Source organism: Sphingomonas psychrotolerans (assembly GCF_002796605.1).
Taxonomy (GTDB): Bacteria; Pseudomonadota; Alphaproteobacteria; order Sphingomonadales; family Sphingomonadaceae; genus Sphingomonas; species Sphingomonas psychrotolerans.
Genome location: NZ_CP024923.1, coordinates 1,864,852 through 1,891,519 on the forward strand (window position 1 = coordinate 1,864,852; position 26,668 = coordinate 1,891,519).

Genomic DNA, 26,668 nt, shown 5'->3' on the forward strand with positions numbered 1-26,668 from the left:
CCGCCCGGCCATGCCCTGCGCTGACGCGCCTACTCGTAGCGCAGCGCATGGACCGGATTGGTGCGCGCGACGCGGAAGGCGTGCACGGCGATCGTGCCGACCGCGATCAGCAGCGCGAGCAAGCCCGCGAGCACGAAAGGTGTCGGCGTGAGGCCGACGCGGACGTCGAACTGATTGAGCCAATCGCGCATCATCCACCACGCGACCGGCCAGGCGATCAGATTGGCGATCAGCACCGGCCGGCTGAACTGCCAAACCAGCAGCCGCACGATATCCCGCGTCCGCGCCCCGAGCACCTTGCGGATACCGATTTCCTTGGTGCGGCGCTCGGCAGTGAAGGAAGCGAGGCCGAACAACCCGAGGCAGCCGATCACCACCGCGAGGATCGCGAACATCCCGAACAGCTGCGCCCGCGTCTCGTCGCGGCTGTACAGGTTGTGGACGGTCTCGGTGACCGACCGCGCGTCGAATGCCATTTCGGGCAGAAGCCGCTTCCAGATCGCCTCCACCCGCTCGCGCACCAGTCGCGCATCGCCGACGTGGCGAACCAGCAAGGTGGAATAGCCGCGCGTCTGATAGACATAGAGGATCGGCTGCAGCGGATCCCGGACGCTTCGGTACCGCACGTCGCTGACCACACCGACGACGGTCGCGGGCACCCAATTGCCAGCTTCGGGAACAGTGAAGCCGGCCTGAACCTGCTTGCCGATCGCCGCCTGCGGAGTCGCGAAGCCGAGCCGCTTCGCGGCTGATTCCGAAAGGATCACATTGATGCCGCGCGCGACCAGGGCACGCTCGGCCGCGAAATCCACCGGTGACGGCGTCGTCGCATCGTCCATCGCCGTCGCTTCGGAGAAATTACGCCCGGCCAGCAATCGCATCCCGAGCGCGTCGATCACCCCGGGATCGATCGCATAGACCCCGAGCTGGACCTGCGCGGTCGCGCCCGGCAGGCGCGCCGAGGTCATCGAATTGTTGCCCGGATTGACGGCGATCGAAGTCCGCGCGACCGACGAAACACCGGGCAATCGCAGAACTTCTTCCGCGAAGGTTTTCGCCACGGCCTCCGCCTGCGGCTGGTCGAGCCTGCGCACCTGAAGCAACCCGTCGCGCTTGTACCCCGCGTCCATCGTGCGGGCGTAGATCGTCTGCGAATAGACGATGGTGGTGCAGATGATGAGGCCGATCGACACTGCGAACTGCCCCACCACGAGCAGGTTGCGAAGGCGCCCATTGCCTTCGGCGTCGGCAGCGGACTTGTTTGCCTTGAGCACCACCGCCGGCTGAAAGCGGGAGAGATAGAGCGCCGGATAGGCGCCACCCGCCACTCCGACGACCAATGCGAGCAACAGCACCGGCGCGAGGATCCCCTCTGTGCCGAAATAATGGATCTCCATGGTCGCATCGAGGAAGTTGTTGAGCGGCGGGAGCGCCAGTTCGGCGAGCGCCAGCGCGACCAATGTCGCGATTCCGGCGACAAGGATGGACTCGCCGATGAACTGCACGATCAATTGCCTGCGCGTGGCGCCGAGGACCTTGCGCAGCGCGACTTCGCGCGCACGCTGCGATGCCCGCGCCGTAGCCAGATTGGTGAAGTTGATGCACGCCATGCCGAGGATCATCAGCGCAACGACGGCAAAAGTGAGAATGGTCCGCTTGTCGCCTCCCGGTGCCAATGCCGCCTGCTGCGCCTCGCCGAGATGCACGTCGCGCACATTGGTCAGGCGCCAATCCTGATCGGTGCCCGGGTTGGTGACCGGCCCGCCATCCGCAGGATCATTCGGAATGTTGCGCTTCTCCCAGGCGGGAAATTGCGCCTCCATCTGCTTCACGTCGGTTCCGGAGCGGAGCTTCACATAGACATAGCCGCCCTGCGAATTCCACGAGGTGAGAAAGTCGGGATTTTTCGCATAATAGCTATGCAGATCGAAGCGCGCGACCATGTCGAGGCGGAGATGACTGTTCTTCGGCAGGTCCTTGAAGACGCCGGTGACGCGATAGTCCTCCCTGAGATCGTCGCTCACCACCGTGATCGTCTGGCCGAGCGGATCGGCCTTGCCGAAATACTTCTTCGCCTCAGTCTCGCTCAGCGTGAGGCCATGGGGGTCATCGAGCGCGTGCGCGCGATCGCCGCGGACAAATGGGATCTCGAGAATTTCGAAGATGTTGCCGTCGGCAAAATAGGCGTCGCGCGGCCGATAGGCCTGTCCTTTGTAAATCAGATTGATACCGCGGTCCGCCAAATAGACGCTCTTGACGATCTGGGGGAAATCCTTCTGCAAGGCGACGCGCGAAGCGACGCTCGTCATCTGCAGCTCATATTCCTCGCCGCCGTTCGCCGTCGGCTTGTAGAAATCCTGAACCTGATAGGCGTTCGCGGCGCCCGGCAGCCAATTATCATAGCTGAACTCGTAACGCACGAAGGTGAGGATCAACAGGCACGCGGCGATGCCGAGCGACAGGCCGAAGATGTTGATGAAGGCATAGACCTTGTTCTTGGCCAGAGCCCTCAGGCCGACGGTCACGTAATTGCGCCACATGGTCTGGTTCCTACTCGTAGCGAAGCGCGTGGATGGGATTGGTGCGGGCGACCCGCAGCGACTGGCCGGCGACGGTGCCGATCGCGATGACGAGCGCGAGCAGCCCCGCGAACACGAAGGGTCCCGGCGTCAGCGCGATGCGCTGGTCGAAGGTGTTGAGCCAGTCGCGCATCGCCCACCACGCCACCGGCCAGGCGATCAGGTTGGCGAGCACCACCGGCCTGGAGAATTGCCAGGCGAGCAGCCGCACGATGTCACGCACCTTTGCGCCCAGCACCTTGCGAATGCCGATCTCCCTGGTGCGTCGCTCGGTGGCGAACGATGCGAGGCTGTAGAGGCCGAGGCAGGCGATCAGCACTGCCAGTCCGGCGAAGGCGGCGAACAATGCGCCCCGTGCCCGCTCGGTGGCATAGAGTTCGCGGACGATATCGTCGGCAAAGCGCGCCTCGAACGGGATTTCCGGCTCGAACTTGCGCCAAACCTTGTTCAGCGCTGCCATCACCTCGCCCGGATGCGCGGCAGCGTAGCGGACGAGCACGGTGTTGGCGCGATCGGGATCATAAGTGAAGACCATCGGCTCGATCGCGTCACGCGCGCTGCGGAACCTTGTGTCCTCGACGACGCCGGCAATCGTCGCCGGAACCATGTTGAAGCCCCAGATCCCGATCTGGACGACCTGGCCTATCGCGGCCTGCGGGCTCCGATAGCCGAGCTTCGCCGCCGCGGCGCGGTTGACCACGACGTTCATGCCGCGCTCCGTCAGAGCGGCCGGCGTCTGGCCGCTGATCCGATCGGCGCCAAAGCGATCACCGAGCAAGCGGCCGGCGAGCAGGTCGACGCCCATCGTCTGGAGGAAGGCGGCATCGACTCCGAACACGCCCATCGACAGATATTCGCTCGAGCCCTGCGAACGCATCAGGCTCTGGGACTTCAGCGAGGAGGCAAGGCCCAGTTCGGTACGCCCGGTGGCGGTGACGCCCGGGATCGCGAGCATCGCCACGCGCGCGGCCTCATATTCGGAGCCCTGGGTGAAGCGCCAGGCATTGGCGATCTGGATCAGCCCGTCGCGGCGATAGCCTGGATCGACCGTCTCGACATAGCGGGTCTGCGAATAGATGACCCAGGTCGAGGCGATCAGCCCGATCGCAATGGCGAACTGAAATACCACCAGCGCGGCCCGAAACCGGCCGTTGCCCGGCGTCTCGACCGAGGATTGGTTGGCGCGGAGCACTTTGGCGGGCTGAAAACGGCTGAGGTAAAATGCCGGATAGAGGCCGCCCAGCAACCCGGTGACCGCGAATAGCCCCAATGCGGGCCAGAACATGCCGCCCGCGCCGAAATAGGCGATGTGAAGATCGGCGCCCAGCAAGGCGGCAATCCACGGCGTCGCCAGCTCGACGATCGTCAGCGCCAGCAACATCGCGACTGCGGCCATCACCACGCTCTCGCCGAGGAACTGGACGATCAACTGGCGGCGCGACGCGCCGAGCACCTTGCGCAGCGCCACCTCGCGCGCACGCTGGGTGCCGCGCGCAGTGGAGAGATTGACGAAGTTCATCACCGCCATGCCGAGCGTCAGCGAGGCGACGACGGCGAACGTCGCCAGCGCGCGCGGATCACCGCCGGGCGTCATCGCCTTTTCCTGCACCGCGCCGAGATGGACGTCGCCGAGCGGCACCAGCCGGAAGTCCATGACGTCGGACATTGTCGCCGGCTTTCCCTCGATGATCTCGATCGGGATCGCCCGCTTTTCCCAGGCGGGAAGCGCGGCGTTGATCGCTGCCGCGTCGGCGCCAGGGCGCAATTTGACGTAGTGTTGCTGGTCGAAATTGCCCCAGCCGCGATACTGGATCTGGCCCGGATCGCGGCGAAAGACGATGCCCAGCTTCAGATTGGTATTGCGCGGCAGATCGCGCAGCACGCCGCTCACCCGATAGTCGCGCTTGCCGGGGCCGGCGCCGAGGCTCAGCAGCTTGCCCAGCGCATCAGGGGTGCCGAACTGGCGGATCGCTTCGCTCTGGGTGAGCACAATCGCATTGGTGTCCGGCAGCGCGGTCGCCGCCGAACCCTGCACGAAAGGCAGGCCGAACAGCTTGAAGAATTCTGGATCAACCGTCGTCGCCTCGAGAAACATCGGTTGGCCGTCATGCTCGGTGACGGTCTTGCCCAGAGCGACCGAGGTGATCGCCTCGATCTGGGGAAATCCGGCCGGCAGCGCGTCGTGCAGCGGGAACGAACTCGCCTGCGTGCGAACGGCGGGCTGGCCCGGCACGTTGATCGCCGACTGGACCTGATATACGCGGCCGCTGTCCGGCAACCAGCTGTCGTAACTTCGCTCGTAGCGAACATAGCCGAGGATCAGCAGGCTGCCGGCCAGTCCCAGCGCCAACCCGCCGATGTTGATCGCGGCATAGACGCGGTTCCGGGCGAGCAGCCTGAGCGTTATCGTCAGATAATTACGCCACATTCGGTATCCCCTTTTCGCCCCTCTCCCCGCAAGCGAGCGAGGAGACCTCTTCACGCCGCCCGGCGCCGCTCCTGCAGGATGCGGCCGTCGAGCATCGAGACGATCCGTCCGGCATAATCGGCGTGCGCGGGCGAATGCGTCACCATCACGATGGTCGAGCCTTCGCCGTTGAGCGTCTGGAGCATCCGCATCACTTCCTCGCCGTGATGCGTGTCGAGATTGCCGGTAGGCTCGTCGGCGAGGATCAATTTGGGGTTGGCGACGAGCGCGCGGGCGACCGCGACGCGCTGCTGTTGCCCGCCCGAAAGCTGGCTCGGCCGATGCCGGGCGCGGTGGGCGATGCCGACCTTGTCCATCACTTCGTCGACGCGGCGCTTGCGCTCGGAAGCGGAGACATTGTGGTACAGCAAGGCCAGCTCGACATTGTCGCGGACGCTCAGCTCGTCGACCAGGTTGAAGCTCTGGAAGATGAAGCCGATGCTCTCCTTGCGGACATCGGCGAGCTTGCTCTCGGAGAGCCCGGCGACTTCCTTGCCATTGAACAAATACGATCCCGAGGACGGGCTATCGAGCATCCCGATCATGTTGAGCAGAGTCGATTTTCCGCAGCCCGAAGGCCCCATGATCGCGACGAACTCGCCTTCGGCGATGTCGAGATCGATCGCGTCCAGCGCGGTCGTCTGCACCGTGTCGGCACGGTAGACCTTGGAGAGCTCGCGCATCGTCAGCATGAAAATCCCTTTCGTTGGAATTATTTGGTCAGGTCCAGGCGCGTCTTGTCGGCATAGCCGGTGTAAGGCGAGGTCAGCACCTTCTCGCCGGCTTCGAGCCCCTCGAGCACTTCGATGAATTCGGAATTGCGGCGGCCGAGGCGGACTTGACGTTTGACTGCGCTGCCGCCGTCCGGGGTGACCACAAAGATCCAGTTGCCGCCGGTCTCGTTGTAGAAGGCGCCGTTCGGGACGAGCAGAGCCGGCGCCGGATCGCCGAGCGTGAGCCGCGCCTGCATCGTCTGGCCGCGCTGGATGTTCGCGGGCTCGGCGCCGACGAACTGCAGATCGACCTGGAACTGGCCGTTCTGAACCTGGGGGTAGATTTTGGTGACCTTGGCCGCGTAGCGCTTGCCGCCGAAATCGAGGCCGGCGCGCTGCTGGAGCTGGACGCGGCCGAGATAGAATTCGTCGACGCCGGCGATCAGCTTGTTGCGCCCCGGGCTGTCGATCTGCCCGACCCGCTCGCCGCGCTGGAGCGACTGGCCGACCTGGACCGAGAAGCCCGAGAGCTGGCCCGCCACCGGCGCGCGGAGCTGGAGGGCGTCGAGATTGGCGCGAGCGATCGACAGGCCCGACTGCATTGACTGCGCCGCGGCCTGCTGCTGCGAGAGCTGGCTGGTCTGGAGCCGCGCGTCGGTCGCCTGGCTGCGCCGGAGCGCGGCGAGATTGCGGGCACGATAGCGATAGTCCGCCTCGGTGTCCGAAAATTGCTTGGCGGTGACGAAGCCCTTGCCCGCCAGTGGCTTCTCGCGCTCGTACTGGCGCCGCGCCTTGTCGAGCGCGAGATCGGCCTCGAGCACGGCGCGCTCGTTGGCGAGCCGGGTCTGGGCGAGCGCGAGTTCCTGGCTGCGCATGTTGTTGATCTGCTGCTCGACCTCGGTCTGGCGCGCGAGAGTCGAGAGCTGGAGCTCAGCGTTGGACAGCAAGGCGATCGGCTGGCCCTGCGCCACGGTCGCGCCGTCCTCGACGAGCATCTTCTCGACCCGGCCGCCTTCGACGGCATCGATGTAGACGGTGAGCAAGGGTGTGACGCGGGCGCGGAGCGGAATGAAATCGTCGAAGGTGCCGCGCGTCACGGTCGAAATCGTGACTTGATCGGCGCCGACGGTCTGGCTCGAACCCGAGGGCGCGAACCACCAGAACAGCAGGGCTCCGATCAGCGCCACCGCTCCGCCCAATGCCGCCTTGGCCCTGGTCGACAGCTTTCGCGTCTCGACGACTGCGTCCATCCCGCTCCCGGTGACGGGGCGGTCGCCCCCATTCTTCTGCATCCGAACCACGTCCATGGCCATGACTTAGCAACGCCCGTGCCAGGCACAGCCCGGAGACGCGGCGCGAGACTGATCACAGGACCGAACCTGCACAAGCGTTCGGATTCGGACAGGCGTGTCCGGAATCGAACGCTATCCGCACCGACGCGGAGCCGAGCCGAAGCATCGCGTGGCCACCTTGGGCGCGTATCGCGACGTCGAGCGTCGCCTGCGGCTTTCCGCCGAACACGAGTATCGCGGCGGCGAGTGCCGCCAGCAGCACTGCATTTCGCGCCAACTTTCCGCGTTGGTTCCCGGACATGCGTGATCCCACCTTACCCTGTTGGCCAACCATGAGCAGGAGCCGTGCCAGTTTCTCTCTTGGGAGCGCCCACGCGAAAGCCTGGCACGTATTTTGATTGTCCGAATTCGCACAGCCGCTGTACGGGAGCGAACGGATGGGGAGCGGGCCGGAATTCGACTATTGCGTCGTGATCGACGATGACGACGACATATTGATGGCGTCGCGGCTGTTGCTGCGCCGGTTGTTCACCGACGTGGCCACGGTGCGCAGCCCCGACGAGGCGCTGCCGCTCGTCGAGGCGCGTACGCCCGATGTCGTCCTGCTCGACGCCAATTTCGCGCGCGGCGCGACCGACGCGGCCGAGGGGCTCGCCTGGCTCGAGAAACTGCTTGGCGTGGATCCCGAGATGGTCGTGGTGATGATCACCGCGCATGCCGGGGTCCAGGTCGCGGTGGCGGCGATGAAGCGCGGCGCCACCGATTTCGTCTCCAAGCCGTGGTCGAACGACAAGTTGCTCGCGACGGTGCGCACCGCTGCGTCGCTGCGCCGCTCGCGCAACGCAGTGGCGGTCAAGGGCACCGCCCCGGTTTCAGCCGCGTCGGTCGCCGCCGGCACGGCACTGCTCGGCCATTCGCCGGCGATGGCGCGGGTTCACTCACTGATCAGCCGCGCCGCGCCGACCGAGGCCAACGTGCTCGTCCTGGGCGAGAACGGCACCGGCAAGGAACTGGTGGCGCGCGAATTGCACCGCCAGTCGCTGCGCGCCGATCAGGTGATGCTCACCGTCGATCTCGGCGCGGTGTCCGAAGACCTGATCGATTCCGAGCTGTTCGGGCATGTGAAGGGCGCCTTCACCGATGCGCGCACCGATCGCGTCGGCCGCATCCAGGCTGCGGACGGCGGGACCCTGTTCCTCGACGAGATCGGCAATCTGCCATTGCGGCTCCAGCCGAAACTGCTGACCGTGCTCGAGCAGCGCCAGGTCACGCCGGTCGGCGCCAACAAGCCGGTGCCGGTCAACATCCGGGTCATCGCGGCCACCAATCTCCCTCCCGAGAAATTGCGCGACGAGAATCACTTCCGGCAGGATCTGCTGTTCCGGCTCAACACCGTCGAGATCGACTTGCCACCGCTGCGCGAACGGCTCGAGGACGTGCCCGAGCTGATCGAGCATTATCTCGACCATTATGCCAAACGTTATGGGCGTCCGCATCCCCAGCTCAGCGCCGCGGCACGTGCCGGGCTGCTCGGCCATGACTGGCCCGGCAATGTCCGCGCGCTCCGCCATGCGCTCGAACGCGCGGTGATCCTCGCCCGCGACGTGCCGCTCGAGCCCGAGGATTTCGCGCTCGTCTCCAGCGCCCCGCGGATCGCGCCCTCCGCGGTGGTGGCGCCGCGCCCGCCCGACGATCTCAACCTCGAACGAGTCGAAAGACGGCTGGTCGAGGAGGCACTCAGGAAGCACGGCTACAATATCTCGCTTGCCGCGCACGAGCTCGGGTTGTCGCGTGCCGCGCTGTATCGGCGCATGGAGAAGCATGGGCTTTGATCAACGCTTCACGATCGGGCTGATCGCCTGGATCGTCGCTTTGGTCGCGGTGCTGCTGGCGTGCATCGCCGCCTTCGCGACGCCAGGACTCGGCGCGGCGCGGATCGTCGCGCTCGCCATCGTCGCCGCCACCTTCGCGGGCCTGTGGCGCCACATCACGCGTACCAACCGCACCGTCGCGCGCTTTCTGGAAGCGCTCAAATTCGGCGATACGGCGTTCCAGTTCGATGCGAAGGGCGGTGCCGGCTTCGACGAATTGGGCGGCGCGCTCAACGAGGTGCTCGCCCGTTTTCGTGCCGACCAGGACCGCATCGCCGGAGAATTGCGCTACCTCGACGCGCTCGTCGACGACATGCCTGTCGCGGTGCTCACCGTCGACGCCGCCGGCCATGTCACGCTCGCCAACAAGGCAGCGCGGCGCCTCTTCACCAGCGAGCATGGAAAGTTACCCGAAGATTTCGCCGTTTACGGAGCGACCTTCGCGCGCCGTCTCGCGAACGACTCGCAACAAGAAGAGCTATTGATACTCACTATCGCCGGGCGCCCGCAGCGAATGCTGGTGCGCACCGCCACGCTGGAACGGCTCGGCCAGCGCACCCGCGCGATCAGCGTCCAGCCGATTCAGGGGACGCTCGACGCAGTCGAGATGGCAGCGCAGACTGATCTGGTTCGAGTGCTCACGCACGAGATTCTCAATTCGCTGACCCCGGTGACCTCACTCGCGGCAACCGCCGCCGACCTGCTGGGCGATCCGGATCTCTCCGCCGATCCGCGCGTCGGCGATGCGCGGGTGGCGGTCGAGACGCTCGCCCGCCGCGCGCAGGGGCTGAGCAACTTCATCGAAGCCTATCGGGCGGTGGCGCAAACGCCCCAGATCAAGCGCCAGGGCTTCGCCGCGTGTCCGTGGATTGACGAACTCGCGCGCATCTTCGCGACCAAAGCATTCGAGGTGCCGCTCAGGGTAGCGATCATCCCCGAGACGCTGGCGCTCGATGCCGATCCGGACCTGCTTGCACAAGTGGTGATCAACCTGATGCAGAACGCCGCGCAGGCAATGCAGGCCACTGAACAACCGCAACTCACGCTGCGCCTGACCGGCGACAGGCATTCGGTAGCGATCGAAATCGAGGATAATGGTCCGGGCGTGCCGGAGGGCTTGCGCCAGGACGTGTTCCTGCCTTTCTTCACAACCCGCGCCACCGGGACCGGCGTCGGGCTGAACCTCGCCCGCCAGATCGTCATCGCGCATGGCGGAACCATCGACGTGACCGACGCGCCCGACGGCGGCGCACTGTTCCGGATCGTATTGTAAGGCCGGCCGCTCTTATCCGTCATCCCGGCGAACGCCGGGACCTCAGCGATGGTGCGGGACAAGAGCCGCACGAGATCCCGGCTTTCACCGGAATGACGACGACGGGGTCAGCTCTTCCCCGCAGGCAATGCCGGCGCTCCCGGCGGCACCGCGGCGTTGCGCCAGCGCTCGACGGGCACGACCTCGACTGCGCCGTCAGGCATGTGACGGCGCTGGATCAGCGTAGCGGCCTGCTGGCTGGTTCCGCCGATGGTGGCGCGGGTACGCACCCAGAAGGTATTCGAGCGGAACGACGTGCCCCAGGGGAGCGAAACATTCTGGTCGGTCAGATCCTTCGCGGTAAGGAACCCTTGCCGGTCGCGGATTGCCACCAGCCGCTGCGCGACCACGGGATCGCGGAACAGCAGGGCCAACATCTCCTGATCGGCGGCGTTGAGGTTGAGCGTGGTCGTACCGGGCAGCGCCGTCACCAGCCGCTCGAGCCGATCCGCGATCTTGGGCTCCATTCCCGCCATCCGCAACGGCCGCAAGTCGGTGACAGGGCCGCGCAACCGGACATATTCCACCGCGGCGACGATCTGGTCCGCAGTCAGCCCCACTTCGTTGCCGATCGTCTGGAACAGGATCGTCGAGGCGACCGCGCCGGTGCGCACCGAGTTGATGTTGAAGCGTCCCTCGGCATCGGCGATTGCGAGATCGAAGCGACCGCCCTCGATGGGCGCGCCGCTCTCCGACAGCCTCGCCCACGGCTCGCCGAGATGATCGACTTCGGGCGATTGCTCGCCGTCGCGGCGCAGCGCGACCAGCGCCGAAAGCTCCCCGCCGCGCACGATCGCGAGCGCCCGTGCCGCCTCGCGGGTGCGCAGCCCGCGATCGAGCGCCAGCTCCTCGCGATTGATCATCAGCAGCACGAGCCCGGCCGCGATCGCGACGAACATCAGCACGTTGACGAGGATCATGCCCTCTTCGCCTTGGCGGCGCGTCATTGCTTCGGCTCCTCGGGCCGCACCGGCAAGGCGATCACCCGACGCAGCGATCCCATGGTGCCGCCCGGCCCCGCCACCTGCATCTCGAGCGCCACTGCGCGCGGCCAGCGGTCCTTGCCGGCTTCGTCGATCGGCCAGCGATCAACCCACGCCCCATCCCAAAAGCGCCAGCGCGCATTCGCCACCCCGGCCAGCACGAGCTGGGGTACAGGCCCGACCGTGCGGACCAGCGCGCCGCCGGCCACGCCGTAGCGCAACGGCACCGCCGCGCCGCCCATGCCGGGTGCCGCGCGGGTGAAGGAGAGATTGGCGCCGCCGCCAGAGAGGCTGCCGTCCGCGATCTGCTCGACGTCGCTCGACACGACGAACATCGTCCGCTGCAAATCGGCGAGCCGGTCGAGCCGTTTTTCGGTGCGCCCCTGGACGTTGATGATGCCTTCGACCAAAGCTAGCCCCGCCACTGCGATCAGTGCGAACAGCCCAAGCGAGATCATCAGCTCGATCAGCGTGAAGCCGGCCTCGCCGGCTTCGGGGCGCCTGCTCACGATCCCGAGCTCACCGCCACCGGTTCATAGCCGTGCGGCCGGGCCACGAGGATCGCGAAGTCGCGCGCGACCGAACCATCGGTGCGGAAGCGCACCGGTCCGGTCACGCAACGGAAGCCCTTGCCGTCGAGCAGGCCCTCGGCATTGAGCGTGTTGGCATTGCGCAGCGCGTTGGCGATTCCTGCCGCGTCATAAGCGAGCGCCGTGATCGTCCCCGCATCGCCGCCGTTGCGCGCAGCGAATTCGCTCGCGAAGGTGCCGAACGCGGCGGGATCCGGGCTGGCGATCCACGCCCCGTCGAGCGCCTCGAGCGCCTGCGGGCGATTGTCGATGCCCTGCAACGTGCCGAGCAGCTGGATGCCGCTGTCCTTGAGGTTGCGCGCCGCGGCCAGCACTGCCTCGCCGCTGCCGGGCAACAACACGCCATCGGGCGCGTCGCCGGCAGCAGGCAGCGGCTGCCCCGCTTTGACTTCGAGCACGCGCACCTGCACGCCGATTTCGCTCTCCAGCTGGCCCGCCGCCAGCGCCGCCGCGGCGCTCCAAGGGCTGCCATCGTCGATCACTGCGACGCTCTTCACGCCACGCGAGCGGGCATAGCGCAGGACCGCGCTGGTAACTTGCCGTGCGGTGATCCCGAAGATCCAGGTGCCCGGCGCGCGCAGCACGGCATCGTTGCTGAAGGCGATGATCGGCACCCGGCCCGCGACGCTGCTGCTCACCGCCGGCACTTCCTCGGCCGAGAGCGGCCCGAGGATCAGGGCGGGCTTGCGGCGCAGTGCCTGCCCCGCCGCGGCCGCGGCGCCGGCTGCCGTTCCGCCGGTGTCGAAGCTCAGCACAAATTGGCTGTTTTCAGCGAGCAACGCCGCTTGCCGCATGCTAAGCCCCAGCCGCGCTCGCGGTCCGGTGAGCGGCACCAGCAGGGCGATCGGGCGCTTGTCCTTCTTCCCGGCTGTTGCGAATGCATGCGAGGGAAGCACGACCGATGCCGCTGACGCGACCAGGCCTGATTGCAGCAAGCGCAGCAGGGACCGCCGGTCCATTGCCGACTCCGGATATGGGGGATGTGGCACGCCGGCGTATTATCGTCTTCGTCGCCCTCGGCATAGGGGCCTATCTGCTCGCCTTGCTATTCACGCTGCCGGCTAGCGTGGTGCTCAAGAACCGCCCGTGGCGCACCGGCGTGGCGGGGACCGTCTGGAACGGCGAGGTCGGCATTGCCGGCGGCGCGAAGTTCGAATGGCAGATGGCGCCGCTCCGCGCGCTGACCTCGCTCGCTTATGCGGCCGACTGGAAGGCGAGCGGACCGAACACCGATCTTGGCGGGCGCGTTCTCGCGCATCTCGGTGGACGTATGCTGCTCGACAAGGTGAGCGGCGCAGCCGACGGTAGCCTGCTCCAGGCGCTTCAGCCCAATCTGCCCTTCACGTGCGATCTGGTGATGCAGGTCGAGATGGAGCGGATCGCGATCGGCGGCGGAAGCCGGATGCTGAGCGGCACCGCCACCACCGATCCCGGCAGCTGCCGCCGAAAGAATGGCGGTGCGGCCTCGGCTCTGCCCGCCTTGATCCTCACCGCCGAGCACATCGGCAACCGCACCCTGGTCCGCATTGCGCCGATGGCGCAACGCCGCAGGACGCTGGTGACGCTGGAGCTGGCGGAGAGCGGCGCGGTCGACATTTCGGTCACCCCGGACGGCGCAACGATGATGCCGTTCGTCGGACTGCCGGCCGGGGCACGGATCCAGGGCGAGATGTAGTCCCAAATCCTCCCTCGCGCAGCGGCGGAGGGTTTTAGGCTACATCGTCACCAGATTGTTGAGGTTGATGATCGGCAGCAGGATCGCGAGCACCATCAGCAGCACCAGCCCGCCCATTACCAGCAGCACCAGCGGCTCGACCAAGGCGACGAGGGTCGTCACCAGCGCGTCCAGCTCGCGCTCGAGCTCGTGCGCCGCGCGGCCCAGAGCGGGCGCGAGCCGTCCGCTGGTTTCGCCGCTGGCGACGATCGCGACCAGCATCGTCGGGAATACCCCCGCCTCCTGCATCGCCGCGCGCAGGCTGACGCCCTCACGAACGCGCTGGGCGACGCCGAGCGCCTTTGCCTGCACCCAGCGATTGGGAGTCACCGCCGCCGCCGCGTGGAGCGCCTCGACCAGAGGCACTGCGCTCCCCACCAGCGTCGACAGGCTGCCGGCGAAGCGCGCAGCGTTGATCTGGCGGCTGAAGCGGCGGAACGGCCGGCGCTCGGTGAACATGCGATGCAGCCGCAACCGGTTGGCGGGCACGCGCATCCAGCGCGCCGCGAACAGTCCGGCCACGGCGAACGCGAGCAGCAGGTAAAGTCCGAAATTCTGCAGGAACCAGCTGATCGCGATCAGCATCCGGGTGAGCAAAGGCAGATCGGCGCCGCGCGAGACGAAGACGCGGACGATGTCGGGCACGACATAGATCAACAGCAGCACCATCATGCCCACCGAGACCAGAGCGAGCAGCGCCGGATAGAGCAGAGCGAGCTGGAGCTTCTGGCCGTTGGCCTGCCGGTTCTCGACGAATTCGGCGAGGTGGTTGAGCACGTCCGGCAGCCGCCCCGAGGATTCGCCCGCCGCCACCGAGGCGCGGTAGAATTCGGGAAAGGCCTTGGGATGCTGCGCCAGCGCCGCGGCGAAGCTGCGCCCGTCGAGAATCGCGCCGCGCACGTCGACCAGCAAGGAACTCACCTGCGGCTGTTCGGACTGGGTGGCGACGAGGCGGAGCGCTTCCTCGATCGCGATGTCCGATCCGGCGAGCGTGGCGATCTGGCGGGTGATCGTCGCCAGCGCCTTGGACGAGATGCCGGAGCGGCGAAAGCGGGGCAGCTGGATGCTTCCAAACGACGCGCCGCGCGCGCCCGCCACCTCGACCGACAAAGGCAACAGCGCCTGCTCGCGCAGCAGCGCACGCGCCGCGGCGGGCGACGAGGCTTCGATGATGCCGCGCTTCGTGGCGCCGCTCCGGTCGGCAGCGCGGTAGGCGTAAGCAGGCATCAGGCCTCTTCGCGCACGACGCGGGCGACTTCGTCGACCGTGGTCACCCCGCTGCGCACCTTGGCCAGCCCGTCGTCGAGCAGGCTCGGATTGTCCTTGCGGGCATGCGCCTCGAGATCGGCTTCCGACACGCCGTCATGGATCATCTTCTGGAACCGCTCGTCCACCGCGACGACTTCGTACAGCCCGGCCCGGCCGCGATAGCCCTCGTTGTGGCATTCGGCGCAGCCCTCGGCGCGCCACAGCGTCTCGCCGGGACGGATCGCGCCGCCGAGCAACAGCGAATCCGCCTCGCCCGCAACATCCTCGCGCCGGCAGCTCGGGCAGAGCCGGCGCACCAGCCGCTGCGCCGCCAGCCCGACCAGCATCGGCGCCAGCAGATAGCGCTCCACCCCCATGTCGATCAGCCGGGTCACAGAGCCGATCGCGCTGTTGGTGTGGAGCGTCGAGAGCACGAAATGGCCGGTCATCGCCGAGCGCACCGCGACCTGCGCGGTCTCGTGATCGCGGATCTCGCCGACCATGATCACGTCGGGATCCTGGCGCAGGATCGCGCGCAGACCTCTCGCAAACGTCATGTCGGTGCGCGGATTGACCTGGGTCTGGCCGATCCCGGCCAGCTCATATTCGATCGGATCCTCGACCGTCATGATGTTACGCTTACGGTCATTGAGCCGGCTCAGCGCCGAATAGAGCGTGGTCGTCTTGCCCGACCCGGTCGGCCCGGTGACGAGCAGCATGCCGTGCGGACGCTCGAGCAGCCGGTTGAACACCGCGCGGTCGCGCGCGTTCATCCCGAGCGCTTCCATATCGAGCCGCAGCGAGCCTTTTTCGAGCAGGCGCATCACCACCCGCTCACCATGCTGGGTCGGGATGGTCGAGACGCGCGCATCGACATCGTGCCCGCCGATACGCAACGTCACCCGCCCGTCCTGCGGCACGCGCCGTTCCGCGATGTCGAGCTTGGCCATCACCTTGATGCGGCTGACCAGCAACGGCGCCAACGCGCGCGGCGGCTCGATCATGTCGCGCAGCACGCCGTCGACGCGGAAACGGACCACGAGCCGCTTTTCCTGCGTCTCGATATGCATGTCCGACGCGCCTTCCTTGACCGCCTCGAGCAGCAGCGCGTTGATCAGCCGGATCACCGGGGCGTCGTCGCGGGTATCCAGCAGATCGTCGATCGATGCGGCGCTGTCGGCGAGTGCCGCGAGGTCCATGTCGCCGAGATCGAAATCGGCCGCGGCGCCCGCGCTGCCGCTGTAGACTGCGCTCAGCGCGGCATCGAAGGCCTCGTCGCTGACGGCCACATAAGCCGCCGCGGGGGCGATCCGCTGTACTTCAAGGAGCGCGTCGAGGCTCACATTCGCGCGGTGGACGCACTCGACCCCCGCGGCACCCCGACGGAGCAACACGCCGTTCTTGCGCGCGAAGCTGTACGGCAAGGTCGCGGGTGCGTCGTCGATCAGGATCAGTGTCTCGCTCATGCCCCCAAATCCACGCTCGCCGAGACGCGCCCCGCCGTCGGCCGCCGCTGGATCGAGAGGCGCCGGACCTTGAGGTCGCTCGACGCGCCCAAATCGGCGAGCCATGCCAGCAGCGTGTCGTAACTGACATCGGCGACGGTGACGCGCACCCCGCCTGGAATCGTCTCGGGCGCGACCGTCAGACCGAAGGCCGTAGCCGAGCTGCTGGCGACCTGCGCGGGCGGACCCTGCCGGCGCGGCACGCGGGTCGTGGTCAATGTGCCGGCGGCGCGGATGCGCGCGCTCAGCGTCTCATAGGTGCGGATGTCGGCCAGCGCATCTGCCCGCGCCGCCTGAAGCGGCTTGACCACGCCGAAGACCAGCACGACCAGGCTGAGCAACACGCCGGCGCCCGCGACAAGGATCTGCTCGCGCCGGCTGAGCCCGCCCCACCAGGTGTCGAAGCGGATCAGCGCTGCGTCGAGCGCCGGCAAACGGGAGATCACCACTCTCATGTGTTACTCGCCGTAATGCGGATGCTGCCGTCGGGCGAGCGGGTAACGCTGCCGCGCACCCGCGACGCGCGCAATGCGGCATCGACACGGCCCGCGAGGCCAGGATCGGTCCCGTCGAGATCGAGCGTCAGGGCATTGGCCTGATAGTTGATCGCGCGCACGGTGATCACTCCCGCCAACGGCCCCAGCGCGCCAGAGACGCGGCTCAGCAGCGGCAGGAAGGTATCGGGTGGCGCGCTGCTCCCGGTGGGCAGCAGATCGGCGATGGTCGCGGCAAGATCGCCGCCGAGATTGGCACCCGGCGCGGCGACCGCTGCCAGCGCGCGCGTATCGGCCTCGCGCCGATCCGCGATCGTGCGCAGCATCAGCGTGTCGGCAGTCGCGATCACGACATGCGCTGCTGCGCCCAAAGCGACGACCCAGCCGAGCCGCCGCCAGATATTGGGCAACCCGGCACGACGGCGGGCATAAGGCCCCTGACGCAGGTCCAGCGCAGGCGCGAGCAGCCGCTCCGCAAGAGTTGCGGGCTCGATCGTCGATCCGGCGGCCAGCATCTCCGCAGGCAGCGGCGCGCCATAGGAGCGCGCGACGGGGCGTCCTGCGGCCTGCCATGCCGCCTGTAGCATCGCCGGGGGAATCGCGAAGCCGGTGCCGTCGCCGGCGCGGACCACTGCCCGGTCCGCGCCGAGATCGACCGACCACTCGCCCTCGGCCGGCCGTGGCAGCGCCAGCGCGTCGGGGACCATCGCGGCGTGCCCGAGCCCGGCATCCTCCGCCGAGTCGACCCACGCCGCCATCAATTCGTGCCGCACCACGCCGACCAGATAGCGTTTCGGCGCCACTTCGGCGCCAAGCGCGAGATGGACCGACTCGACCGGTTCGGCGATCAGTTCCTCGACCGCGAATGGCAGCGCCTCGAGCCGTTTCGCGCGACTCGCCAGCGGAAGGTCCACTGCGAGCAGGCGCACCTGCCCGGTCGGCACGACGATGGTTGCAGGGCCACCCCGCTCGGCTATGATCAGCCGATCGCCCGCCAGCGTCCACACTCCCGTGGCGAGCGATTCCGGCGCGTCGGGCGCTCCTGGGGCGCGACTGGAGGCTGTCACATTTGCTTCATGGGAAGGACGCATGGGGCGGGGATGCGCATAGTTTTGAAACAATTTAGTGACATCGCACTGCTTAGGCAGAACAGCAAGCGCCGCACAATCCTGAACAAGGGCGAAGCGGGCTTCACGCTGCTCGAGATGATGATCGTGCTGGTGATCATCGCGGTCATCGCCGGCCTGGTCACCGTCAACGTGATGGGTCGGCCGGACGAAGCGAAGGCCACCACGACCAAATCCAACATCAGCAGCATCACGGGCGCGCTGAAGATGTACCGCCTCGACAACGGCGCCTACCCGACCTCGGAACAAGGGCTGAAGGCTCTCATCGAGAAGCCCACCGCACCGCCGGTGCCGGGCGGCTGGGCGCAGGGCGGCTATCTCTCGGCGCCGGCGCTCGACGGCTGGCAGAAGCCCTATGCCTATCAGTCCGACGGGATGACCTTCACGATTCGCTCGCTTGGCCGTGACGGCAAACCCGGCGGCGAAGGCGTCGACGCCGATATCGACGGCAAGGGCTGAGCCCGATGCGGGGGTCCCGACGAAGCGCGATCGATCGCGACGCGGGCTTCACCCTGCTCGAAATGATGATCGTGCTCGTCGTCATCGCAGTGATGGCAGGAGCGGTGACGCTCGGCATCGGCAGCGTGACGCGTGCCCCGAGCGTCGAGACCGAAGCGCGGCGCCTCGCCACCCGGCTACAGGCGGCAGCCGATGATGCGATGCTCGGCGATCGGATGATGGCCTTCACTGTCGAGAAGCACGGCTATGGCTTCGCGACCATCGGCGCCAACGGCAAGCTGACCGCGCGCACCGACGACGCGCTGGGTTTCCATCGTCTGCCGGGCGGAATGGTAGTGACACTGAGCGTCCGTCCGCCGGTGATCCTGGGCGTCGATGGTGCGGGACGGCCCCTCTCCGCAGTGGTCGAGAGCGGCGACCAGCGCTGGCTGGTCAGCTATGACGGCCTCACCGCGCGCGCAGCCCCGGCGCCGGCGCCGAAGACATGACAGCGCTCCCTCTCCTTGTGCTCCGGCGCAGGCCGGAGCTCTGGCGATCGAGCGGTGCGCTCTCCACCCAAGGCTCCGGCCTGCGCCGGAGCACCATTGTGGCCGACGACGACGGCTTCTCCCTGATCGAGGCGCTCGTTGCTCTCGCCGTCCTCGCCATCGCCACTGTCGGCCTGATGCGTACCGTCCAGTCGCACATCGATTCGACGCGCGGGGTCGAGCGACGCACCGCGGCGATGTGGGTCGCCGAAAACCGGCTCGCCGAACTCGAAACCAGAATGCCCACTGCCAGCGCCGATCGGGTCGAGATGCTCGGCGAGCAATGGCGGATCGCCGTGACGCGGCGGGGCACCGACGACCCCGAAATCCAGCGCGTACGCATCGAAGTGTTTCCGGTGCAGGAAAGCACGCCCCTTGCATCGCTCGACGGCTTCGTGGACGGACGCAAGGGATGAGCCCTGCTTTGTCCCTCACTCCGCGTCAGACGCGCACCGCGCTCGATATATTTACCGGGCTGGTGGTGCTTTCGGTCGCCGTGGCGCTTGCGGGTCTCACCTGGCGGCTGGCAGGCCATGCCGGCACCGGCGCGATCACGGTGCCCTCCGGCCGCGGCGGTCCGGCTGTGGCGCCCGACATCGCGCCTGCGATCGCGCTGGCGCCGTTCGGCAAGGCGTCCGCAGGCGAGTCCGCGCAGGCCACCAGCCTGCCGCTCGAGCTCAAGGGCGTGATCGCCGCAATGCCTGCATCGCTGTCGACCGCGTTCATCGCAGTCAGCGGTGCAGCAGCGACTCCTTTCCATGTCGGCGAAGCGGTAAACGGCGCGACGATCGAGGCGATCCTGCGCGACCGCGTGATCCTCGCCGTTGGCGGGCGCAGCGAGTATCTCGCCTTTCCCGATCCGACGCTCTCCCCCGAGCAGCGCCAGGCCGCGCAGAACCAGGCAACGCAGACGCCGCAACCCGGCACCGCCCCGGCGCCCGGGGCACCGCCCCCGCCTGCAGCACCGCCCGCGAGCACCGCCGGTATCCTTCAGCGCTTCGACGCGACGCCGGTCAGCGGCGGCTTTCGCATCGGCGACAACGGCCCGCCCGGCATGGTCGCGGGAGACGTCATCCAGTCGGTCAACGGGACTTCGCTTGGCGATCCCGCCGCCGCCAATGCCGCCTTCGCCTCCGCTCAGGCGAGCGGCAATGCCCAGATCCAGATCCTCCGCGACGGCAAGCGACTGACGCTTACCGTGCCGCTCCGATAAAGAGACCATAGTGCACAAGATTCGCTCCACTCTCGCCGCTCTCGCGCTTGCCGGCGTCGCGCTCGACAGCGTCGCCGTCGCACAAAATGCGGCCGACCAAGGCCAGCCGGGCGACATCGTGATCAACATGCGCGGCGTGGAGCTCGCCGACGTAGCCGATCAGATTTCGCGAATCACCGGCCGCACCTTGATCCTCGATCCCGCCGTGAAAGGTGTGGTGACGGTCACGTCGGCGACCCCGCTTTCGCCCTCGGGCGTCTGGGAGTTGTTCCAGTCGGTGTTGCGCGCCAACGGCTTCTCGGCGGTCCGTTCGGGCCGTGCGTGGCGGATCGTCCCTGCGGCCAATGCGGTGCGCGACGGCGGCGTGCCCAACCGCGCCGCCGGCGGGCAGGAACTGGTAACCCGCATGGTTCGCCTCGCCAACGTGCCGGCGGCGGACGTCGCGCGAGTCATCCGTCCGCTGGTCGCGACTTTCGGCAGTGTCGAGCCGCTGACCAGCCCCAATGCCGTGGTGATCACCGATTATGCCGACAATGTCCGCCGGGTAGAGGCTATCGCCCGCCAGCTGGACGGCGGCAGCGGCGCCACTTTCGCGACGATCACGCTGCGCAACGGCAACGCCGCCGACGTCGCCCAGTCTCTCCAGACCGTCCTCGGCGATCCGCAGGGCGGCACCGGAGCCCGCGTCGCGGCCGATGCGCGCAGCAACACCGTGATCATTCGCGGCACCCCCGCCGCGGTCGCCGAGGCGCGCCGGATCGCCGCATCGCTCGATCAGCCGGGCGGCGCGACGCCGATCACCCGGATGTTCCGGCTGAACTATGCCGACGCCGAAACCGTGACCGACGTGCTGCGCGGTGTGCTCGGCCAGGGCGAGGCGGCGGACAATCCGATCGCGCGCAGCCTTTCGGGATCGAACAGCAATCCGTTCGCGCGGCTGGGCGGTTCGCAGGGCATCACGGCGCTCTCCAACAGTTCCGCCTCGACCGGCAGTGGGCTGGGCAATGCGATGCAGGCCGCGAATGCCGCGACCCAACCGGTGATGCAGAACCAGCCGGCGCAGACGCCGCAGGGCTTCTCGACGCCCGACCTTACCGTTCAGCCCGCGCCCGAGCTCAACGCCGTGGTGGTACGGGGCACCCCCTCCGCGATCGCGTCGATCGAGAATTTGATCACCGAACTCGACGTGCGGCGCCCGCAGGTGCTGATCGAGGCGGCCATCGCTGAAATCACCGGCGACGATGCCGAGGCGCTCGGCGTCCAGCTCGGCACCAGCGGCGCCGCGCTCCAGCCGCAGGGCGTCGGAACTTCGTTCGATCAGGCGGGGACATCGCTCGGCTCGATCCTCAAGGCGCTCAATGTGCCCGCCGGTGCGCTGATCGGCAACGGGCTCACCGGCAATATCCGCATCGGCGACGATTTCTCGATCCTCGTCCAGGCGCTGGGCACGTCGACCCGGGCCAATCTGCTGTCGACGCCGCAGATCACGGTGCTCGACAATGTCGCCGGGGAGTTCGTCTCGGGGCAGAACGTGCCGTTCGTCACCGGATCGGTGCTGACCGATTCGACTTCGGTGGCGCCCTACACGACAATTGAGCGCAAGGACGTCGGCATCACCTTGCGCGTGCTGCCGCGGGTCAATGCCGGCGACACGATCCGGCTGCAGGTCAACCAGGAAGCTTCGTCGATCGCAACGGCGCAGACCGCGGCAGCCTCCGACCTCGTGACCAATCGCCGCGCGATCAACACCACCGTTCTCGCTGACAACGGCCAGACGATCGTGCTGGGAGGGCTGATCACCGACGACCGGGAGGATTCGCGCCAGCAGGTGCCGATCCTCGGCGACATCCCGATCGTCGGCGAACTGTTCAAGAGCCGGCGCGAGACGCGGCAGAAGCGCACCTTGTTCATCTTCCTCAAGCCGACGATCCTGCGCGATCCGGCCGACGCGGCCGCTGCCGCGAAAGACAAATATGCGCGGCTGCGCGCCGACGAGATCGCCAATACCCGCCGTTCCAGCCTGCTGCTCGCGCCGCCCACGCCGCGGCTGACCGTCGAGATCGACGGGATCTACTAACTCACGGGCAATGGCACGCGGACGCGCTGGGCGCCGCGGGTGAAAAAGGCGGCATCGATCGCGAGGCTGGCGAGCTGCCAGCCATCGACGCTTTCGCCGATCCGCAGGGCGCGCGTCGCGCCGTCGGCGGTGCGCACCAGCGCCACCGCATCCGCACCGAGCCGGCCGACGATCCCCACCAATGCCGGCGCATCGCCCGGCAGCGTCGCATCCTCCGCGTCGTTCGCAGCCCCGAACAGGGGACGCTCATAGGCCGCGGCTAGTGGCGGCGACATTGCCGGTGCGGCGAGCGGTGCGGGCGGCGGCGCAACGGCCGCGGCCTTGTCCGGCGGGTTCCCGCGCAGCACGAGCAACGCCAGCGGCATCAACACCGCGAATCCCCCGGCGAGGCCGAGCGCGACGCGACGCGCACTCATTGCACCGCCACCGCTTCGGCGGCGAGACGAACACCGCCTGCCACCGGTTCGATCGACCAGCGTCGGAAGCGCATCAGCGGCTGTTCGCGCTCGAAGGCGTCCGCCAGCGCGAGCACGGCCTTCTCGGCCCCCGACACCCGTATCCGCAGCGCCGCGAGCCCCTCGGGCGCCTCGATCGCTTCTGTCTCCTCGACCAGCACGCCGCCGGCCCTGGCCAGCCGCTGGAGCCGGGCCATCATCGCCGCGCGGGCTGCCGCCGTGTCTGGCGCGGCGAGCGCCAGGCCCGCGGCGACCAGCGGCGTACGGCGTTTGGGCAACGCTGCAGCCGCAGCGAGTTGTGTGCGGTCGGCACGCGCGGCGGCTAGTTCGCCCAGCGCTCTGCCGGTCATGGGCGAGAGCAATGCAAGCACGAGCAGCCCTGCCCCCGCCCCGAGCGCGAGTGGCGGGATCTTCATGGTGCGGCCCCTGCGAACGTAACGATCATCTTCGCATCGGCCTGCCGCTGCCCGGTGTTGCGGAGCCGCGCGAACGCCGGCGCGCGGCGCAGCGCGGCACGGAGCCGGTCCGGATCGGCAGCCGCCACTTCGATCTCGAGCACGCCTTGTGCGGTGCGCCCGGCGCGGACCAGTGTCGCATCCGCGGGGAGTGCCCGGGCCAGAGCCTCGATCGTGGCGCCCAGCGTCCCGCGGCGCAGCACTGCATCGATCTGCGCGCGCGCCTCGGTCGCCGCCTTGGCGGCCGCGATACGCGGTGACGCGTCCCCTTCGATCCTCGCCGCGGCGGCGCGCTGCTGGCCGGCGAGCAGCTTTGCCCCCGCGATCGTCGTCAACGGCCCGGCCGCGATCAGCACCCCGACCAGCGCGGCGATGCGGCCTTGTGGCCAGGCTGTCGTGGCAGGCGTGCCTGCGGCGCCCGCGCGCCGGCGCCGCGCGACCGCAACCAGCCGGTGGACGAGGCTCGGCGCAGGAGCGGATGTTTCGAGATCATCGGATTGCATGACGCCTGCCGATTAGCCGCTGCGGTCGCCGAGGGCAAAGCGTCACAAACTGGTCCGCGAAGAGTCATCGACCTGCAACCCGCATTCCATCATGCGGTAAAGCACTCCTTCCAAAGGCAGTGTGCGCCGGGTCGCCCGAGACCCGCATGCCTGGGGGATTCCATGAACGATCTGACGCCCAATGCCTTTGGCTATACCGACGGCGATATCGACACCAATCACAGCGACAACCTGACGCTGAACGAACTGGCCGCGCGGCGCCTCTCGCGCCGGCAGACGCTACGCGGCGGCTCGGCGATCGTCGCCGCGACGCTCGGCAGCTCGGTCCTCGCTGCCTGCGACTCGGCTACTGCCGAAAACGACCCCGCTCCAACGGTGAGCGCCGGCGCTGCCGCGACCACCACCGCGGGCCGCCTGGTGACCTTGACCGGCACCGCCGGCGATGGCGCCGCGGTCTCGTGGACCCAGACCGGCGGCCCGGCGGTCACGCTCAACGGCGCGACCGGCAGCACGGTGACTTTCCTAGCGCCCAGCGTCGCGAATGCGACGGTGCTGACCTTCCAGTTCGCCGCCGCCAACGGCTCGGCCGCCGCGACCGCGACGACCACGGTCACCGTCAACCCGGCACAACTCGGCTTCACCGCAGTCGCCAAGAACAAGCTCGACGTCGTCAGCGTGCCGACGGGTTACAAGGTGCAGGTGATCAACCGCACCGGCGACCCGATCGCTGCCGGCGTTCCCGCCTACAAGAACGACGGTACCGACGCCAACTTCGCCCAGCGCATCGGCGATCACGGCGACGCGCTCTATTGGTACGGCCTCGCCGCCGCCGGCACCGCGCGCGACGACAACAGCTCGACGCGCGGCCTGATCGTGCAGAACCACGAGAACATCACTCAGCAATATCTTCATCCGGCCGGTGCGACGAGCGTCGGCGGCGTGCGGCCCGAGGCCGAGGCGCTCAAGGAAATGGAATGCCATGGCGTGAGCGTCACCGAAGTGACCGAAGGCGCCAATCGGGCGTGGACGGTGGTGCAGAACAGCAGCCTCAACCGCCGCATCACTCCCGCCACGCCGATGCGCTTCAATGGGCCGGCGCGTGGCTCGGACCTGCTCAAGACGCCCTTCTCGACCGCCGGTACCGATGGTCGCGGCACGATCAACAATTGCGCCAACGGCACCACCCCCTGGGCAACCAACCTGACTTGCGAAGAGAATTGGGCAGGCTATTTCCGGCGCAGCGGCGACAACGCGCTGCGGGCCGCCAAGGAAGTCACTGCGCTCAGCCGCTATGGCGTAACCAGCTCGAGCGGCAGCTATGGCTGGTCGACGGTCGTCCCGGCAGACGGCACCAACACGCTGTTCCGTCGCTGGGATGCGCGCGCGACCGCAGGCGGATCGGCGACCACCGATTACCGCAACGAGCCCAACCAGTTCGGCTGGGTCGTCGAGACCGATCCGTACAGCCCGACTTCGACGCCGCGCAAGCGCACTGCACTGGGCCGCCTCGGCCATGAAGGCGCCTGGCCCGGCCTGTTCGTCGCCGGCCGCAAGCCCGCCTGGTACATGGGCGATGATTCGCGGCGCGAATATCTCTACAAGTTCGTCTCCGCGACCAATTGGGTGGCCGCCGACGCAACCGCTGCGGATCGCCTCGCGATCGGAGACAAGTATCTCGACACCGGCACGCTCCATGTCGCCAGGTTCAATGCCGACGGTACCGGCATTTGGGTGCCGTTGGTGTTCGGCCAAAACGGCATCACCGCGGCGGCCGCGGCCTATCCGTTCGCCGATCAGGCCGACGTGCTGGTCAATGCGCGTCTCGCCGCCGACGTGGTGGGCGCTACTCCGATGGACCGTCCGGAATGGACCGCGGTCAACCCGGCGAACGGTCATGTCTATCTGACACTGACCAACAACAACGCCGCCGGCCGTCCGCTGAACGGCACCGACGCCGCCAATCCGCGCCACTATAACGACCCGTTCGGGCCGACCAACAGCGCGCAGTTTGGTAACCCCAACGGCCACATCATCCGCCTGCGCGAAATCGACGACTCGACCGAGGCGACCAGCTTCACCTGGGACATCTATCTGTTTGGCGCAGGCGCGGATCTCGATGCCGCGAACGTCAACGTCTCCGGCCTCACTGCGGACCAGGACTTCTCGAGCCCCGACGGCCTATGGTTCAGCCGGCCGACCAATGCTTCGGGCCTGGTCAAGCCGCTGCTGTGGATCCAGACCGACGACGGCGCCTATACCGACGTGACCAACTGCATGATGCTCGCGGCGATGCCGGGCACCGTCGGCGACGGCGGCGCGCGTACGATCACCAACACCGGCACCGGCGGCGCGACGGCGACCCAGGCCACCCGTGTCGGCGCCGCACCGACCGCGGCGACGCTGAAGCGCTTTCTCGTCGGTCCGCTGGACTGCGAGATCACCGGCGTCGACTCGACTCCGGACGGCCGCACGCTGTTCGTCGGCATCCAGCATCCCGGCGACGGCGGCACGTTCGCCGCCCCGAGCGGCCACTGGCCCGACAGCCAGGCGACCGGCACCGCCGGTGCCAGTGTCCGCCCCCGTTCGGCGGTGGCGGTTATCACCAAGGATGACGGCGGCGTAGTGGCGCTCTGAACCTTACGGCCCGGATTCGGCCAGCCTGGGGGGGCGTCGCAAGGCGCCTCCCCTTTTCTTTGTCAGCGGTCGGTGCGGCTGACGATGTTAGCAGTGCCGTCGGGCGTGATGCTGATCATGTGCGAGCGCTTGTCCGAGCAGTTGGCGCGCCATAGCGGCTTGCCATCCTGATCGGGCAGGCGACTGGACGAGACCACCGACTGGCAATCGATGCCTGCGTCCATCAGCGCACGGATGAACACCACATTGCGCTGGCGATCGGACATCGCGAGCACCGCGGCGAGCGCATTCTCCCCGCCCGCCATGTTGCCGACGGCATTGGCCTCGGCACCGGCATTGCCGTTCGCCACGCCGCGCTCGTCGCCCGCAGACCCGCACCCGGCAAGCGCCAGCGCCGCAAGCACCGGCCAGACAATGCGCATCGTCATTTGCATCTCTCCCATTCGCCGT

Annotated in this window: 25 protein-coding genes; 10 read left to right on the top strand and 15 right to left on the bottom strand. The window is 67.9% G+C overall.

From position 1 onward, the window contains the following. Nucleotides 1-29: 29 nt before the first annotated feature. Genes CVN68_RS08515 through CVN68_RS08530 form a run of 4 tightly spaced genes read right to left on the bottom strand, consistent with a single transcriptional unit; the run spans nt 30 to nt 7,051 of the window. Nucleotides 30-2,540 carry an ABC transporter permease gene (locus CVN68_RS08515; protein ID WP_100281822.1) on the bottom strand — a complete coding sequence of 837 codons (2,511 nt, stop codon included), beginning with the start codon at nt 2,538-2,540 and terminating at the stop codon, nt 30-32. Between the two features lie 10 nt (nt 2,541-2,550). Next, on the bottom strand, nt 2,551-5,007 hold the full coding sequence (locus tag CVN68_RS08520) for an FtsX-like permease family protein (RefSeq protein WP_100281823.1): 2,457 nt from the start codon (nt 5,005-5,007) through the stop codon (nt 2,551-2,553). 50 nt (nt 5,008-5,057) lie between these two features. Beyond that, a complete protein-coding gene (locus CVN68_RS08525) occupies nt 5,058-5,738 on the bottom strand; it encodes an ABC transporter ATP-binding protein (RefSeq protein ID WP_100281824.1) in 681 nt (226 codons plus the stop codon). Between the two features lie 20 nt (nt 5,739-5,758). After that, nucleotides 5,759-7,051 (bottom strand): efflux RND transporter periplasmic adaptor subunit, encoded by a 1,293-nt coding sequence (locus tag CVN68_RS08530; protein ID WP_233503639.1) that lies wholly within the window; start codon nt 7,049-7,051, stop codon nt 5,759-5,761. A 115-nt stretch (nt 7,052-7,166) separates the two neighbouring features. Here CVN68_RS08530 and CVN68_RS23130 point away from each other — a divergent pair, with 115 nt between their 5' ends. From CVN68_RS23130 to CVN68_RS08545, 3 genes are all read left to right on the top strand, one after another. Beyond that, on the top strand, nt 7,167-7,358 hold the full coding sequence (locus CVN68_RS23130; RefSeq protein WP_158298801.1) for a hypothetical protein: 192 nt from the start codon (nt 7,167-7,169) through the stop codon (nt 7,356-7,358). A gap of 130 nt (nt 7,359-7,488) precedes the next feature. Beyond that, nucleotides 7,489-8,883 (top strand): sigma-54-dependent transcriptional regulator, encoded by a 1,395-nt coding sequence (locus tag CVN68_RS08540; protein ID WP_100281826.1) that lies wholly within the window; start codon nt 7,489-7,491, stop codon nt 8,881-8,883. Beyond that, nucleotides 8,873-10,195: a sensor histidine kinase gene (locus CVN68_RS08545; RefSeq protein ID WP_100281827.1), complete on the top strand. Its 1,323-nt coding sequence runs from the start codon at nt 8,873-8,875 to the stop codon at nt 10,193-10,195. The genes CVN68_RS08540 and CVN68_RS08545 overlap by 11 nt, the downstream gene beginning before the upstream one ends. A gap of 107 nt (nt 10,196-10,302) precedes the next feature. Here the strand turns inward: CVN68_RS08545 and CVN68_RS08550 are convergent, their stop codons facing one another. Genes CVN68_RS08550 through CVN68_RS08560 form a run of 3 tightly spaced genes read right to left on the bottom strand, consistent with a single transcriptional unit; the run spans nt 10,303 to nt 12,766 of the window. Further along, complete coding sequence (locus CVN68_RS08550; RefSeq protein WP_100281828.1) at nt 10,303-11,181, bottom strand: type II secretion system minor pseudopilin; 879 nt, start codon at nt 11,179-11,181, stop codon at nt 10,303-10,305. Beyond that, nucleotides 11,178-11,726, bottom strand: a complete 549-nt coding sequence (locus CVN68_RS08555; RefSeq protein ID WP_100281829.1) for a type II secretion system protein GspJ — start codon at nt 11,724-11,726, stop codon at nt 11,178-11,180. Before CVN68_RS08555 ends, CVN68_RS08550 begins: the two co-directional genes overlap by 4 nt. Continuing rightward, on the bottom strand, nt 11,723-12,766 hold the full coding sequence (locus tag CVN68_RS08560; RefSeq protein ID WP_100281830.1) for an ABC transporter substrate-binding protein: 1,044 nt from the start codon (nt 12,764-12,766) through the stop codon (nt 11,723-11,725). The genes CVN68_RS08555 and CVN68_RS08560 overlap by 4 nt, the downstream gene beginning before the upstream one ends. Before the next feature lie 23 nt (nt 12,767-12,789). Here CVN68_RS08560 and CVN68_RS08565 point away from each other — a divergent pair, with 23 nt between their 5' ends. Next, nucleotides 12,790-13,482, top strand: a complete 693-nt coding sequence (locus CVN68_RS08565) for a hypothetical protein (RefSeq protein ID WP_233503640.1) — start codon at nt 12,790-12,792, stop codon at nt 13,480-13,482. A gap of 39 nt (nt 13,483-13,521) precedes the next feature. Here CVN68_RS08565 and CVN68_RS08570 read toward each other — a convergent pair whose 3' ends face one another. From CVN68_RS08570 to gspL, 4 genes are read right to left on the bottom strand one after another with little or no spacing between them, the layout of a single operon-like run. Next, nucleotides 13,522-14,748 carry a type II secretion system F family protein gene (locus CVN68_RS08570; protein WP_100281831.1) on the bottom strand — a complete coding sequence of 409 codons (1,227 nt, stop codon included), beginning with the start codon at nt 14,746-14,748 and terminating at the stop codon, nt 13,522-13,524. Further along, nucleotides 14,748-16,235, bottom strand: a complete 1,488-nt coding sequence (gene gspE, locus CVN68_RS08575) for a type II secretion system ATPase GspE (protein WP_100281832.1) — start codon at nt 16,233-16,235, stop codon at nt 14,748-14,750. Before gspE ends, CVN68_RS08570 begins: the two co-directional genes overlap by 1 nt. Then, nucleotides 16,232-16,720, bottom strand: coding sequence for a type II secretion system protein GspM (gspM, locus tag CVN68_RS08580; RefSeq protein ID WP_407695539.1), 489 nt, complete (start codon nt 16,718-16,720; stop codon nt 16,232-16,234). Before gspM ends, gspE begins: the two co-directional genes overlap by 4 nt. A gap of 5 nt (nt 16,721-16,725) precedes the next feature. Then, nucleotides 16,726-17,835 carry a type II secretion system protein GspL gene (gspL, locus tag CVN68_RS08585; protein ID WP_233503641.1) on the bottom strand — a complete coding sequence of 370 codons (1,110 nt, stop codon included), beginning with the start codon at nt 17,833-17,835 and terminating at the stop codon, nt 16,726-16,728. A gap of 45 nt (nt 17,836-17,880) precedes the next feature. Here gspL and gspG point away from each other — a divergent pair, with 45 nt between their 5' ends. The 5 genes from gspG to gspD all read left to right on the top strand — a co-directional run bounded on the left by gspG (nt 17,881) and on the right by gspD (nt 22,171). Beyond that, entirely contained in the window at nt 17,881-18,354 is a 474-nt protein-coding gene (gspG, locus tag CVN68_RS08590) for a type II secretion system major pseudopilin GspG (protein WP_233503642.1), read from the top strand. A 5-nt stretch (nt 18,355-18,359) separates the two neighbouring features. Further along, nucleotides 18,360-18,842 carry a prepilin-type N-terminal cleavage/methylation domain-containing protein gene (locus CVN68_RS08595; RefSeq protein ID WP_100281836.1) on the top strand — a complete coding sequence of 161 codons (483 nt, stop codon included), beginning with the start codon at nt 18,360-18,362 and terminating at the stop codon, nt 18,840-18,842. 98 nt (nt 18,843-18,940) lie between these two features. Continuing rightward, nucleotides 18,941-19,297 (top strand): type II secretion system minor pseudopilin GspI, encoded by a 357-nt coding sequence (gene gspI, locus CVN68_RS08600; RefSeq protein WP_233503643.1) that lies wholly within the window; start codon nt 18,941-18,943, stop codon nt 19,295-19,297. Further along, on the top strand, nt 19,294-20,094 hold the full coding sequence (locus CVN68_RS08605; protein ID WP_100281838.1) for a type II secretion system protein N: 801 nt from the start codon (nt 19,294-19,296) through the stop codon (nt 20,092-20,094). The genes gspI and CVN68_RS08605 overlap by 4 nt, the downstream gene beginning before the upstream one ends. A gap of 10 nt (nt 20,095-20,104) precedes the next feature. Further along, entirely contained in the window at nt 20,105-22,171 is a 2,067-nt protein-coding gene (gene gspD, locus CVN68_RS08610) for a type II secretion system secretin GspD (protein ID WP_233503644.1), read from the top strand. Here the strand turns inward: gspD and CVN68_RS08615 are convergent. From CVN68_RS08615 to CVN68_RS08625, 3 genes are read right to left on the bottom strand one after another with little or no spacing between them, the layout of a single operon-like run. Beyond that, nucleotides 22,168-22,587, bottom strand: coding sequence for a hypothetical protein (locus CVN68_RS08615; protein ID WP_100281839.1), 420 nt, complete (start codon nt 22,585-22,587; stop codon nt 22,168-22,170). The two genes, gspD and CVN68_RS08615, sit on opposite strands and share 4 nt — an antisense overlap. Next, a complete protein-coding gene (locus CVN68_RS08620; protein ID WP_100281840.1) occupies nt 22,584-23,042 on the bottom strand; it encodes a hypothetical protein in 459 nt (152 codons plus the stop codon). Before CVN68_RS08620 ends, CVN68_RS08615 begins: the two co-directional genes overlap by 4 nt. Beyond that, nucleotides 23,039-23,584 (bottom strand): hypothetical protein, encoded by a 546-nt coding sequence (locus CVN68_RS08625; protein ID WP_100281841.1) that lies wholly within the window; start codon nt 23,582-23,584, stop codon nt 23,039-23,041. Before CVN68_RS08625 ends, CVN68_RS08620 begins: the two co-directional genes overlap by 4 nt. 162 nt (nt 23,585-23,746) lie before the next feature. On the opposite strand from CVN68_RS08625, the gene CVN68_RS08630 reads away from it, so the two are divergent. Continuing rightward, nucleotides 23,747-26,218, top strand: coding sequence for a PhoX family protein (locus CVN68_RS08630; protein ID WP_100281842.1), 2,472 nt, complete (start codon nt 23,747-23,749; stop codon nt 26,216-26,218). Nucleotides 26,219-26,280: 62 nt separating this feature from the next. On the opposite strand, the gene CVN68_RS08635 is transcribed toward CVN68_RS08630, so the two are convergent. After that, nucleotides 26,281-26,646 carry a hypothetical protein gene (locus CVN68_RS08635; RefSeq protein ID WP_100284295.1) on the bottom strand — a complete coding sequence of 122 codons (366 nt, stop codon included), beginning with the start codon at nt 26,644-26,646 and terminating at the stop codon, nt 26,281-26,283. Nucleotides 26,647-26,668 lie beyond the last annotated feature (22 nt).